The organism is Comamonas testosteroni TK102, from assembly GCF_000739375.1.
Taxonomy (GTDB): Bacteria; Pseudomonadota; Gammaproteobacteria; order Burkholderiales; family Burkholderiaceae_C; genus Comamonas; species Comamonas brasiliensis.
The window spans coordinates 231,543-244,792 of the sequence record NZ_CP006704.1 but is presented as its reverse complement, the minus strand read 5'-3'; the positions used below and the strand labels follow the sequence as shown (position 1 = coordinate 244,792).

Annotated in this window: 11 protein-coding genes and 1 pseudogene; 7 read left to right on the top strand and 5 right to left on the bottom strand. The window is 65.6% G+C overall.

Features of this window, described 5'->3' with window-relative positions; all coding sequences use genetic code 11:
* Nucleotides 1-21 precede the first annotated feature (21 nt).
* A complete protein-coding gene (locus O987_RS01035) occupies nt 22-465 on the top strand; it encodes a PaaI family thioesterase (RefSeq protein ID WP_043370526.1) in 444 nt (147 codons plus the stop codon).
* A gap of 100 nt (nt 466-565) precedes the next feature.
* Here O987_RS01035 and O987_RS01030 read toward each other — a convergent pair whose 3' ends face one another.
* A complete protein-coding gene (locus O987_RS01030; protein ID WP_043370524.1) occupies nt 566-1,489 on the bottom strand; it encodes a LysR substrate-binding domain-containing protein in 924 nt (307 codons plus the stop codon).
* Between the two features lie 157 nt (nt 1,490-1,646).
* Here O987_RS01030 and O987_RS01025 point away from each other — a divergent pair, with 157 nt between their 5' ends.
* The gene (locus O987_RS01025) at nt 1,647-2,930 is read left to right on the top strand and encodes a CaiB/BaiF CoA transferase family protein (RefSeq protein ID WP_144244879.1); all 1,284 of its coding nucleotides are present in this window, start codon (nt 1,647-1,649) and stop codon (nt 2,928-2,930) included.
* Nucleotides 2,931-2,983: 53 nt separating this feature from the next.
* On the opposite strand, the gene O987_RS01020 is transcribed toward O987_RS01025, so the two are convergent.
* A complete protein-coding gene (locus tag O987_RS01020) occupies nt 2,984-4,051 on the bottom strand; it encodes an NAD(P)H-dependent flavin oxidoreductase (RefSeq protein WP_043370523.1) in 1,068 nt (355 codons plus the stop codon).
* Nucleotides 4,052-4,085: 34 nt separating this feature from the next.
* On the bottom strand, nt 4,086-5,267 hold the full coding sequence (locus O987_RS01015; protein WP_043370521.1) for a YbfB/YjiJ family MFS transporter: 1,182 nt from the start codon (nt 5,265-5,267) through the stop codon (nt 4,086-4,088).
* 110 nt (nt 5,268-5,377) lie between these two features.
* On the opposite strand from O987_RS01015, the gene O987_RS01010 reads away from it, so the two are divergent.
* Nucleotides 5,378-6,307, top strand: a complete 930-nt coding sequence (locus tag O987_RS01010; RefSeq protein WP_043370519.1) for a LysR substrate-binding domain-containing protein — start codon at nt 5,378-5,380, stop codon at nt 6,305-6,307.
* Nucleotides 6,308-6,319: 12 nt separating this feature from the next.
* Here O987_RS01010 and O987_RS01005 read toward each other — a convergent pair.
* Nucleotides 6,320-7,857: pseudogene (locus tag O987_RS01005) on the bottom strand (YifB family Mg chelatase-like AAA ATPase).
* 85 nt (nt 7,858-7,942) lie between these two features.
* Complete coding sequence (locus tag O987_RS01000; RefSeq protein ID WP_003059643.1) at nt 7,943-8,491, bottom strand: MarR family winged helix-turn-helix transcriptional regulator; 549 nt, start codon at nt 8,489-8,491, stop codon at nt 7,943-7,945.
* Between the two features lie 92 nt (nt 8,492-8,583).
* On the opposite strand from O987_RS01000, the gene O987_RS00995 reads away from it, so the two are divergent.
* The 4 genes from O987_RS00995 to O987_RS00980 all read left to right on the top strand — a co-directional run bounded on the left by O987_RS00995 (nt 8,584) and on the right by O987_RS00980 (nt 13,245).
* Complete coding sequence (locus O987_RS00995) at nt 8,584-9,555, top strand: tripartite tricarboxylate transporter substrate binding protein (protein WP_043370518.1); 972 nt, start codon at nt 8,584-8,586, stop codon at nt 9,553-9,555.
* A gap of 129 nt (nt 9,556-9,684) precedes the next feature.
* Nucleotides 9,685-10,677: a Bug family tripartite tricarboxylate transporter substrate binding protein gene (locus tag O987_RS00990; RefSeq protein ID WP_043007149.1), complete on the top strand. Its 993-nt coding sequence runs from the start codon at nt 9,685-9,687 to the stop codon at nt 10,675-10,677.
* A gap of 113 nt (nt 10,678-10,790) precedes the next feature.
* Nucleotides 10,791-12,119: a sulfatase gene (locus tag O987_RS00985; RefSeq protein WP_003059646.1), complete on the top strand. Its 1,329-nt coding sequence runs from the start codon at nt 10,791-10,793 to the stop codon at nt 12,117-12,119.
* A 373-nt stretch (nt 12,120-12,492) separates the two neighbouring features.
* Nucleotides 12,493-13,245 carry a TorF family putative porin gene (locus O987_RS00980; protein ID WP_003059647.1) on the top strand — a complete coding sequence of 251 codons (753 nt, stop codon included), beginning with the start codon at nt 12,493-12,495 and terminating at the stop codon, nt 13,243-13,245.
* Nucleotides 13,246-13,250: the final 5 nt, after the last annotated feature.

Sequence of the window (13,250 nt, the reverse complement as noted above, 5' to 3'; positions counted from 1 at the left end):
CCAACGCATGAGCGCCAACGCATGAGCGCCATCGCCCCGCCGACAACAAGGCCTGTGGAATTCGGCCATGAGCGCAGCGCTTTCATGCGCCTGCTGGGCGCCTGCCAGGTGGCCGATGCGCCCCCCGGCATGGTGCAGATACGACTGCCCGAGTTGCGTGAGGAGCTGCTCAACCAGCTGCCTGCCGCTCATGGTGGCGTGCTGATGAGCCTGCTGGATTCGGTGATGTCGCGCGCCGCCAGCGCGCTGCCCCAGGCGCCGTCGCAGACCGCCGTGACTGTGGAGATGAGCAGCCGCTTTCACCGCCCCGGTCGCGGCGGCTTGCTGGCCGAGGGCTGGGTAGTGCAAGCCAGCCGCAGCCTGTGCAGCTGCGCCGCCAGGATCACCGACGCACAAGGCACGCTGGTGGCTACCGCCCAGGGCACGTTCAAGTACTGGAAAGCCCCCACCACACTGGAAAAGTGAGCAGCTCCCGCTGATGAAATCAAGTCTTTGAGCTTGAATTGCCTTGAAATGTATATTCCACGTGCGCAGCGCGCTCTCGTTCTAGAAAGTGCTTACGCGCCTAGAGCAGCTCGCCGGTATCGGACGTTCCCGCGGCATCGATCACCAGCAGCTGCACCAGCTCCTTGGCAAAACTGGGCAGCGCATCCAGACTGCGCATGCAGATCTGCATATCGCGCACCGACCAGGCATCCGACAGCGGCACGATGGCTATGTTCATGACCGCCGCGTGGCGGCTGGCCGCCGACTCCGGCAGCACGCCCACGCCCACGCCGGACTCGATCATGCGGCAAGCCGTCTCGAAGTTGCCGACCTGGATGCGCTGCTTGATGGGCTTGTGCAGATGGTCCGAGGCCTGACGCAGAAAAGCATGGATGGCGCTGGACTCGTGCAGGCCCACATAGTCCAGATCCAGCGTGTCGGAAAACGCCAGCTGCATCTCCCCATCCAGCGCATGCCCCTTGGGCACCACCAACACCAGCCTGTCCTTGCGGTAGGGCAGGGTTTCCAGGTTCTCGGTGCGCACCAGACCGGCCACGATGCCGATGTCGGTCTGCCCTTCGGTCACGGCGCGCACGATGTCGTGGGACAGACGCTCGCGCAGATCCACATTCACATCCGGATTGCGGCCCAGAAACTCGCGCAATACCGGCGGCAGGAATTCGCTCAGCGAAGTGGTGTTGGCATACACGCGCAGATGGCCCTTGATGCCACGCACATACTCCTGCATGTCGCCGCGCAGGTGCTCGATCTGGCTGAGCACCATGCGTGCATGGGTGACAAACGCCTGGCCGGGCGGCGTCAGCGTCACGCCCTGGCTGGTGCGGTAGAGCAGCTTGGTGCCGATGCTGTCTTCCAGGTTCTTGATGCGCGTGCTGGCGGCCGGCAGCGAAATGCACGAGAGCTCGGCGCCACGAGTCATGCTGTTGGCCTCCGCGATATGGGTCATCAAGCGCAGGTCTACGAGGTCAAAGTGCATGGACATGGCCCATTGTAAGAACGCCGCCAGTTGGCTGGCTGTCGCGTATTGGCGTGACCGGCCCGGATAAACCCGGCTTCCACAAATGCGAAACACACAGAGGCCGCGCTTGCCTACGATGGCTGCCAGCCTCTTTTCGGACCTGAACCCTCTTTTCGCTTCCATGACTGTTGCTGCCCCTGACTCTTCCGCCACTGCCCGCACAGGTGCCCTGAGCCATCTGCGCGTGCTGGACCTCTCCCGCGTGCTCGCTGGCCCCTGGTGCACACAGAATCTGGCCGATATGGGCGCCGACGTGATCAAGATCGAAAAGCCCGGCGAAGGCGATGACACCCGCCACTGGGGCCCGCCCTTTTTTGCCGATGCGCAGGGCGATGCATCTGCACACGCCTGTTACTTCGCAGCCTGCAACCGCAACAAGCGCTCGGTGACGGTCGACATGGCGACCCCGGAAGGCCAGACCATCATCCGCGAGCTGGCCAAGGACAGCGACATCGTGGTGGAGAACTTCAAGACCGGTGGCCTGCAGCGCTACGGTCTGGACTACGCCAGCCTCGCGGCCCTTAATCCCCGCTTGATCTACTGCTCCGTCACCGGCTTCGGCCATACCGGGCCCTATGCGCCGCGCGCAGGTTACGACCTGCTGATCCAGGCCATGAGCGGCCTGATGAGCATCACCGGCCGCGCGGACAGCGAGCCCGGCGGCGGCCCCTTGCGCGTGGGTGTGGCCGTGATCGATCTGTTCACCGGCATGTATGCCACCAGCGCCATTCTGAGCGCTCTGGAAGCACGACACCACACAGGCCGAGGCCAGCATATCGATATGGCGCTGCTGGACGTGGCCATGGCAGTGCTGGCCAACCAGGGCACAGGTTTCCTGAACACCGGCAGCATTCCGGGCCGCCAGGGCAACACCCACCCCAGCGTGGTTCCTTATCAGGACTTTCCCACGGCCGACGGCAATATGCTGCTGGCGATCGGCAACGACGGCCAGTTCGCACGCTTTTGCGAAGCGGCCGGCGTGGCCTGGCACCAGGACGCGCGCTTCACCACGAACGCGGGCCGGGTCATTCACCGTGGGGAGATGGTGGACATGATGTCCGAGCTGACCCGCAGCCGCAGCACGGCCGACTGGATCGCGTTGCTGGAAGCCCGCGCCGTGCCCTGCGGCCCTATCAACAACATCCATCAGGCCTTTGAAGACCCCCAAGTGCAGGCACGTGGCCTGCGCATCACGCAGCAGCGCTACCCGGATGGACCGCTGCCGCAGGACGAGTGCATCAACCAGGTTGTCACCACAGCCAGCCCTTTGCGCCTGTCCGACACTCCGGCAACACTGCGTTATGCGCCTCCAGCCCTGGGCCAGCACACCGAGGAGGTGTTGCGTGAAAGACTGCAGCTCGACGCTGCGCAACTGCAGGCGCTGCGCGAAAAACAGGTCCTCTAGCTTCGGAGGACCACACCATGCCTTGTTGGGTGGCCCACCGCGCCTGATCCGGGCTAAGCCGAAGTCGCCGCATCCAGCTCCTGCGCCAGCGTGCGCACGAGTTCGGCGGCAGGCAGGGCACGTGCCAGCGGTGCGCCCTGACCGGCCCAGTGCGCGGCATAGTCGCTGCTGCCCTGCGCGCTGGCTGCCTGGTGCAGCGCCTTGCCTGCGTCATACACCATGGGATAGGCGGGCAGTGCGCCTGCATAGTCTCGTCCCAACTGGTGCAGACGGTTGAACATGCCGCGCGCAGGACGCCCGGAAATGGCGGCAGTGATGGCGGTGTGCTGCGCGCTGTCGCCTTGCAGCTCGGCGCGGTAGGCTTGGCTGGCTGCGGATTCGGGGCAGAGTATGAAGGCCGTACCCATCTGCACGGCACAGGCTCCGAGCTGCAGCGCAGCGGCAATGCCCGAGCCGTCCATGATGCCGCCTGCGGCGACCACCGGCAGGCGGGACTCGCGCGCCAGCAGCCGCACCAGCGCCATGGTTCCCATCAGTCTGTCCTGCTCGGGCACGAAAGCGCCGCGATGGCCACCCGCCTCCATGCCCTGGGCCACGATCACATCCACCCCGGCCTGCTCGATCTGGCGCGCCTCATCAAGACTGGTGGCACAGGCCAGCGTGGTAATGCCGGCCGCGCGCAAGGCATCGACAAAGCCCTGCTCCGGCAGGCCGAAATGAAAGCTCACCACGGCGGGACGCAGCTCCAGCAGCATGGCCTGCAATCGCGCATTGCCCAGCGCTGACTCGTAGATGCAGCGCAGGCCAGACGGCACGGACGCGCCGTAGCGCTCGAACTCCGGCGCCAGATAGCGCAGCCACTGCGCTTCGCGCTCTGCATCTGCTGCTGGCGCACGGTGACAGAAGAGGTTGACGTTGAAGGGGCGATTGGTCAGCGCACGCGTCTGTTCAATGTGCTGGCGCGCCTGCTCGAGGCCGTAGGCGCCTATGCCGACCGAACCCAGGGCGTATGCATTGCTCACGGCAGCCGCCAGCTGCGGGGTCGAGGTCCCGGCCATCGGGGCCTGAATGATGGGATGCTGCAGACCCAGGCCTGTCATCCACAAAGGTAGTTTGCTCATCGTGCGTCTCCTGGTTGTCACTTCTCGATATGGATCATTGCGTCGCGCGGGCCAGGCGGCTGGAGGCCACCAGCAGCGCCCCCAGGCCCAGCGCCGCGCAGCCCAGCACGAACAGCTGGCGATAGCTGCCGCTGCTGGCGTAGACAAATGCCATCAGATAGCCGGAGCTAGCCTGCAACAGCGCAAATGCCGCCGTGGCATAGCCCCACATTTTCTTGTGCTGGCCGGGGCCAATGAGCTGCATCAGATAACCCGAGGTGATGGCCGCCATGCCCGGTGACAGCGCCCCCACCACAAAACCCGACAGCGCATGACCGCCGAAACCGGCCCAGACCAGCGGCAGGCCGATGGCCACGGCCTTGAGGGCATAGGCGCCCGTGGTCGTTCCCCACCAGCCCCAGCGCGTGGCACAGTAGGCCGCACACAGCGGCCCAACCATCGCGCCAAGCCCGAAGAATGCCCATTGCGTCGAGGCATAGGCGCCGCCCAGCTGCAGCTCGCGATCCAGGTAGTCCACCCAGAACACGGTGTGCGGCACAAAGCCGAAGGCGTCGCAGGCATAGGCGGTCAACACCAGGATCACCGCCAGGCTCCATGGCGTTGCACCGGACGTTGCGGCCGTTGCCGTGGGCTGGACCGCCACCGGCGCATGCAGCGGGATCCGGCGCGCAGCATGCCAGCCGCTGTAGAGCGCCAGCGCACATAGCGCCGTCAGCGCCCACCAGACGGCGCTCAGGCTGCTGCGCGCAAACATGGGCACCAGGGTGGCGGCCAGCAAGGCTCCCACGCCAATGCCGCAGAACATCAGCGGGCCCAGCGTGGCGCGGCGCTGCGGCGCGGCCGCAGCCATGGCCACCGACGGGCCCAGCACCATCAGCGCGGCCCCGGCAATGCCCGAGATCAGCCGCCAGACAAAGAACAAGGCCATAGGCTGGGGCAGGCTGCATCCGGCAAAGCTCAGCATCACGGCCACCCAGCAGATCACCAGCACGCGCAGCGCGCCCATGCGCTCGGCCAGCGGCGCGGCGACCAGAGCCCCGATCAGATAGCCGAGCAGATTGGCGGCCCCCAGATAAGCCACCTGCTCGCCGCTGAACCAGCCCGCATGGACCATCTGCGGCATCAGCGCGGTATAGGCGAAACGGGCCAGGCCGACGCCGCTCAAGGTGGCCATGAAACCGGTCAACAGCAGGGGAAGTTCTTTGCGCTCGATCACAGCTCGGGTTCCGGAGGGAAATTGGTATCAAGCCTAAACGCTGCGACTCGATCATGTCCAATGATTCAAAATGATGACCTACATCTCATTTCAAGATATTGGAGCCGCATATGCAACTCAAATCCCTGCGCATGTTCGAAGCTGTCTGCGAAAGCGGCAGCTTTGGCGCCGCTGCCCAGCGGCTGCACACCGTGCAATCCAATGTCACGGCCCATATCAAAAAGCTCGAGGACGAAGCAGGGGTGCAGCTGCTGATGCGAGCCAACCCGGTCTTTCCCACTCCGGCCGGACGCACGCTGCTGGAATCTGCGCGGCAGATGCTGCAGTCGCATGACCAGGTGCTGGCCATGCTGCAGGCCCGTCAGCTTGCCGCCGGCCAGGTCAAGGGCGCCTTGCGCATAGGCTCCATGGAAACCACGGCCGCCCTGCGTCTGCCACCGCTGCTGGCCGAGTTGCGCAGGCTGCATCCGGACATCGACCTGGAACTGGATGCCCAGCCCACGGCAGCATTGCTGATGGAGCTGACGGCTGGTCGCATCGACTGCGCCTTCATCAACGGGGCCGCACCGCAGAGCGAGCTGCATTCCTGGCCGCTGTTCCGCGAAGAGCTGGTGCTGGTCAGCGGACAGCCGCTGACGCGCTTTCCCACCGCGGCGGACTTCGGCAACGCTGTGTTCCTGGCCTTCCGCCAGGGCTGCAGCTACCGCCAGCGGATCGAGCTGCTGATGGCGTCGATGGGGGTGACGGCGGTGCGCATCATGGAGCTGGGCATGCTGGACACCATCCTCGGCTGCGTGGCCGCCGGCATGGGTTATGCGCTGCTGTCGCGCTCTCTGGTCGAAGCTCAGCAGCAGCGCTTTGGCGTGCACTGGATGACCTTGCCCGGCAGGAGCGGACAGGAGCTGGCCTTTGTCGACACCTGTTTTGTGACCGCAGCCGTTGAAGGCTGGTCCCCCGCACTGCATGCGTTTGCCCAGGTGCTGGGCGTCGATCCCCGAACCGCGCAGGCACGGCCCGTGCCGCTGGCCCTGGCTGCCTGAGCACGCCAGGCATCACGGCTGCATCAGCGCACGGCGGTATTGCAATGCCTCGGCCAGGTGGGTCTGGGTGATGGAATCGGAGCCAGCCAGATCGGCAATGGTTCGTGCCACCTTCAGGGCCCGGTGCGTGCCGCGCGCCGACCAGCCAAGGCGCGCTGCAGCCTTGTGCGCAAAGGTCAGCGCCTCGGGCTCCAGCTTCAGATGCGTGTCAAGCTGCCCCCCTGCAACTGATGATTGGGCAGGCCCTGGCGCTGCAAGGCCTTGTCCCTGGCCGCACTCACGCGTTGCTGCACAGCAGCGCTGCTCTCCCCTTCGGGCGCTGCCAGAAGCTCCTGCGGCGACAATGCCGCCACCTCCACATGCAGATCGATGCGGTCCAGCAAGGGCCCGCTGATGCGCGCCTGATAACGTGCCACTTGATCGGGGGAGCAGCGGCAGGCCCTGACGCGCGAGCCCCAGTAGCCGCAGGGACAGGGGTTCATGGCTGCCACCAGCTGGAAACGGGCCGGAAACTCCGCCCTCTGCACGGCCCTCACGATGGTGATGCGCCCGGTCTCCAGCGGCTCGCGCAGGGCCTCCAGGGCACTGCGTGCGAACTCGGGCAGCTCATCCAGAAAAAGCGCCCCGCAATGAGCATAGGAGATCTCGCCAGGCCGGGGTGGAGAGCCGCCGCCGACCAGCGCAATGGAGCTGGCCGTGTGATGAGGCGCGGCAAACGGCCGCTGGCGCCACAGCTGCGGCGTGAAACGACCGCTGAGGCTGGCAATGGCTGCTGCTTCGAGCGCTTCCTCATCGGTCATGCCCGGCAGCAAGCTGGCAAAGCGCTGGGCCAGCATGGATTTGCCCGAACCCGGAGGGCCGATCATGAGCACACCATGTGCGCCGGCAGCTGCAATTTCAAGCGCGCGCTTGGCCTGCATCTGGCCGCGCACCTCGCGCAGATCCAGCGACTGCGAAGAGGCTTCGGCAGGTCTGGAGTGCACCCGCTGCCAGCCCTCCGCGTCATCGCCCTGCTCCGCCAGGGTGGCGTCATGCGCGATGAACTGCCTGACCACATCCAGCAGATGCGCAGCGCTGAAGACTTCGATTGCCGGTACGAAAGCGGCCTCCTGCGCACTGTCCGGCGGCAGCACCAGCCGCACGCGGCGCTGCTGACGCTGCAAGGCCAGCGCCGTTGCCAGGGCCCCTCGCACCGGGCGCAGCGCACCGGTCAGGGACAGCTCTCCTGCAAACTCATAGTCGGCGAGCCGCTGAGCATCGATCTGCCCGCTGGCCGCCAGAATGCCCAGCGCTATCGGTAGGTCGAAGCGGCCGGAGTCCTTGGGCAGGTCTGCCGGAGCCAGGTTGACCGTGATGCGCTGGTTGTTCGGGAACTGCAGCCCCGCATTGACGATGGCCGCGCGCACACGCTCGCGTGCCTCCTTGACCTCCACATCCGCCAGGCCCACCAGGGTGAACGAAGGCAGGCCGTTGGCCAGATGGACCTCCACAGTGACGCCTGGTGCCTGCAAGCCCAGCAAGGCACGACTTTGAACCAGAGCCAGACCCATCACGCCCCCTCCCCTTCAAGCCGGACTGTAGGGCCTAGCGTATGCGCCAGCGGCTCAAACAGGCAATAGGGGTGTGCACAGGCCGTCAGCCGGCGGCGTCATCACGGGCGGGCTGCCTGCCGGCGGCCCGGCCACGGCGGCGCTCGGCCTTGGGAAAGCTGCCCTGCTCCTGCATGCGGGACGCCCTATTGCGCACGCGCTCGAACACCTGCGACAACACCTGAAGCTCGGCATCGCTGACGTCGCCGAGCAGCTCCTGGTTGATTGCCTGAATCTGCGGAAACAGCTGCACATGCAGCGCCAGCCCGGCTGGCGTCAGCTGCACCATGGCCTGGCGCCCGTCGCCGGCCATGCCCTGCTTGTGCAGCAGCCCCTTGGCAATCAGCGCGGAGATGGTGCGCGAGGTGCGCGTGCGATCGAGCTGTGCCAGCTCCGCGAGCCGGGACGGCTGCATGGCACCCTTGGTGGCCAGCAGGCCGATCATGCGCCACTCGCGCCGGGTGATGCCGAAGCCGCCCTCGCACAGACGCACCACCATGGTCCCGGTCGAGCTCATCAGGCGGGCCAGATGGTAGAGGAACAGATCGTCCAGCTCGGACGGCTGCCGCCAGGGGTGGCACTGCACCTTGGTCATGGATGTTTGTGGGTTTTCTCTAGGAATGATGGATTAGATCCATTATCGAGTCACTGCTTACAGTGGCTCCAAAGAAAACGACAGGAGACACCATGCCTTGCACCCGTATCGCCCGCCGCACTCTGGCCGGGCTGGCGGCCGCCGCGCTGCTCACGGCAGCCCATGCGGCCGACACCTGGCCCGCCAAGCCCATACGCATCATCGTTCCCACACCGCCCGCCGGCCCGTCCGACATCGCCGTGCGCCCGCTCGCGGCGGCCGTGCAGAAGGCCCTGGGCCAGGCCGTGATCGTGGAGAACCGAGCCGGGGCCAACGGCAATATCGGGGCGGCCGAGGTCGCCCGCGCCGCAGCCGACGGCTACACCTGGCTGTGGGCCATGGACCCGGTGCTCACCGTCAACAGGCATATCTACAAGAACATCGGCTACTCCAGCGATGCCATCGTGGTGCTCAATGCCGCCGCCAGGTTCTCGCAGACCCTGATCTGCAACCCCGGCCTCGGCTTCAAGTCCGTCAAGGACATGCTGGACGCCGCCAAGGCGCGCGAGCTGACCTATGCCACGGGCGGCGCGGGCTCGCCCGGCCATCTGGTCATGGAGTCCCTGCTGTCCAGCACCGGCGTGAAGATGGTGCATGTGCCCTACAAGGGGCCGGCACCGGCCATGCAGGATCTGATGGGCGGCCAGGTGGATTGCGGCTTCCTGGCCGCCCCCACGGTGCTGCCCCAGATCCAGAGCGGTCGCGTCACCGCCCTGGCCACCACGGGGCGCACGCGCTCGCCCCTGCTGCCGGCATTGCCAACGATTGCCGAGTCCGGCTACCCCGACTTCGACGGCACCTACTGGCTGCTGCTCGCCGCCCCCAAGGGCGTTCCTGCCGAGATCCAGAAGCGCTTTCTCGCCGCCATGGATGCCGCCATCCGCTCGCCGCAGCAGCAGGAGCGGGTAAAGGCCGTGGATATCGAGATGGTGGGAAGCAGCCCCGAGCAGGCCCAGGCCAGGGTGCGCGAGATCTCTGACAAATGGGAAGCGCTGGCCCGCAAGATCAATCTGAAGCCCGATTGAGGCCGCAGGCCCGGACACCGCCCGTCCGAGCTGTTCAGGCCGGTGCCGGCACGCACTTACACTGCCCACTTTCCCATCAGCAATGGCGTGAGACCGCGGCGCGGACCACAGACCAGGAGAGACATGACGATGCAAAGAAGAATCTTCGGCAAGCTCGCGGCGGGGCTCGGCCTGAGCGCAGGATTGCTGGGCAGCGGCGCGCTGCAGGCCCAGGAGACCCATGCCCTGTTTCCCAACAAGACACCGCTGCGCATGGTGGTCGGCTATCCGCCCGGCGGCGCCACCGACCGCGTGGCACGCATCGTGGCCGACCGCCTGCAGGCCCGGCTGGGCAGCCCGGTGATCGTGGAAAACAAGCCCGGCGCGGGCGGCCGTCTGTCGGCCCAGTACGTGAAGAACGCGCCCGCCTCCCAGCCCGCCGTGCTGCTGGCCAATCCCGCCGTGATGGTGGTGGCGCCGCTGGTGTTCCCGGACTCCGGCTACGACCCGGAAAAGGACTTCCGCCCCATCAGCGAGGTGAACCGCTACGAGTTCGGCCTGGCCGTCGCCAGCGCCGTACCCGTGAAGGAGCTGCCGCACCTGCTGGCCTGGCTCAAGGCCAATCCGCAGCAGGCCAATTTCGGCGTGCCGGCCACGGGCAGCCTGCCGCACTTTTTCGCGCTGATGCTGGGCGAGACCGCCAAGGTGCCGGTCGAGGTCGTGGGCTACAAGGGCTCGGGCCCGCTGCTCACCGACCTGATGGGCGGGCAGATCCCCATCGCCGTCGACACTTTCGACACCCAGATTGCCCAGCACGAAGCGGGCAAGCTGCGCGTGCTGGCCACCTCGGGCGAGCGCCGCAGTGCCATGGCGCCCGGCATTCCCACGCTCAAGGAGCTGGGCGTGAACCTGGTCGGCACGGGCTGGAACACCTTGTTCGCCCCGCAGAGCATGGCGCCGGCCACGGTGCAGCGCCTTTCGCAGCTGGTGCAGGAAGTGATGAAGGAAGCCGACACGCAGCACAAGTTCGCCGCCTCCAACCTGGTGCCCGTGGTCAGCAGCGCGCAGGACACGGAAAAAATGCTCAAGGCCTACCGCGCGCAATGGGCGCCGGTGGTGCAGCGCTCGGGCTTCAAGCCCTGATATTTGAGGAGCATCTATCGCTTGCTACCAAACATTTTCAGCATCAAATCTATTCAGAATCCTTTATTAAAAAGCGATAGAAGCTCCTGTTTTTGAATGTTCCCCGCTCTCCCATGACCGACTCCCGCCCCAATCTGATCTTCATCCTGGCCGATGACCTCGGCTATGCCGACCTGGGCTGCACCGGTGCGCGCGATGCACACAACAACGCCACCGACGTCTCGCCGCGCCTGGACGCCATGGCCGCCCAGGGCCTGCGCTTCACGCGCGGCTATTCCAACTCCTCGGTGTGCTCGCCCACGCGCTTTGCGCTGGCCACGGGCCGCTGGCAGTACCGACTGCGCGGTGCGGCCGAGGAACCCATCGCCAGTGTGCATGGCGACAAGGTGCTGGGTCTGCCGCCCGATCACCCCACGGTGGCCTCGCTGCTGCGCGATGCCGGCTATGCCACGGCCCTGGTCGGAAAATGGCATCTGGGCTACCCGCCGCATTTCGGCCCGCGCCTGTCGGGCTACGAGGAGTTCTACGGCTTTCATGCCGGCGGCGCCGACTACTTCGCCCACTGCGATCCGCGCGGGCGCCCCGACTTCTGGCGCAACGAGGAGCCGCACACCGAAGACGGCTACCTGACCGACCTGCTGAGCCGCCGCGCCGTGGACTTCGTCAAGCGCCAGACGGCCGAGCAGCCCTTCTACCTCTCGCTGCACTACAGCGCGCCGCACTGGCCCTGGCTGACGCGCGAGGACCGCGCCGAGTCCGAACGCCTGCAAGGCATGGGCAAGCATATCGACGGCGGCTCCATCGACACCTATCAGCGCATGATCCATCACATGGACGAAGGCATCGGCTGGCTGCTGGATGCGCTGGAGGAAAAAGGCATGAGCGAGAACACGCTCATCGTCTTCACCAGCGACAACGGCGGCGAGCGCTTCTCCAATACCTGGCCTTTCGTGGGCCAGAAGATGGACCTGCTCGAAGGCGGCATCCGCGTGCCTTTGCTGGCCCGCTGGCCGGCGCGCATGACGGCCGGAGCCGTCTGCGACACGCCCAGCCTGACCATGGACTGGTCGGCCACCTTCCTGGCTGCAGCGGGCGTAGCCGCACATGCCGACTATCCGCTGGACGGCATCAGCCTGCTGCCCCTGATGCAGGATCAACGCTGGATGCCCGAGCGCGACCTGGCCTGGCGCATGAAGCACCGCGAGCAAAAGGCCTTGATACGCGGCGACTGGAAATATCTGCAGATCGAGGGCATCGAGTACCTGTTCCACATCGGCAACGACCCGCGCGAGCGCGCCAATCTGCGTGATCGTGAGCCCCGGAAGCTGGCCGAACTGCGCAGCGCCTGGGAGCATTGGAATCAGGACTTGCCGCCGATTCCCGAGGAAGCCAAGGTCTCGCTGGTATTCACCAAGGCAGACCTGCCGCAGGCCAGCTTCTGAGCGGCGCGCGACCTGCAAGCCCATCGCCCTGGCGATGGGCTTTTTTGCGTCTGCGCTCGAACAAAGAGCATGCACTCACTTGCAAATCACCTGTTTGGTGCAAAAAGCTGCGCAAAAGCCGGGCCACGGCGGTGCATCGCAAAAACGCACCATCTTGGTGCAATCCATCCAGACCGCCAGCCAGGTGGCGAAAGTTGCGCTCAGTGATTGTGAAAATTCGTAGCTTTTTGTACTCGGCAGCTATGGCCCGCTGCCTGTTTGAGGCCGATGACTGCACACCGCGCCGCAGCGGCCGCAGAGACTGGCACGGTCTGTGCTTTGAGAGTTCATCCGAGATTTTTGCCACGAAATTTTCAAACCGGAGGAACCCTGAATGCCTAGTCCCGCTGCAAGCCGTTTCAAGACTTTCGCCAAGACCGCCGCCCTGGCCTGCGCCGTTGTCGCCCCCATGTGGGCCCATGCCCAGCTCTCCGCCAACGTTGCCCTGACCACCAACTACAAGTTCCGCGGTCAGGACCAGGACGCCAGCCGCACCAAGGCCATCAAGCCTGCGCTGCAAGGTGGTTTCGACTACACGTTCGGCGACAGCGGCTTCTACGTCGGCAACTGGAACTCCTCCGTGGACTGGCTGCCCGGCAACTCGCTGGAAACCGACTTCTACGGCGGCTACAAGTTCAAGGCCGCCGATGTGGACTGGGACGTGGGCATGCTGACCTATGTCTACTCGGGCAATGCCAACGGCAACACCACCGAGATCTACGGCTCCGGCACCTATGGCCCATTCACGGCCAAGTACTCGCACACGGTGTCCAAGGACTACTTCGGCTGGGCTGGCGCCAAGGCCGGCTCGGGTCTCAAGGGTCGCAACACCGGTTATCTGCAGTTCTCCTACAGCCAGGAAGTGATGCCCAAGGTGACACTGAAAGCATCAGTTGGTTACACCCATTTCTCCAGCGACATCAAGGACCTGGGCGTTCCCAACTATGTGGACTACAGCGTCGGTGGTGCCTATGACCTGGGCGACGGCTTCTCTGCTGCAGCAGCGGTGACCGGCGCCAACAAGAAGGCCTACTTCGGCGATGTGAACAAGGCGCGTCTGATTCTGACGCTCTCCAAGACTTTCTAATTTTT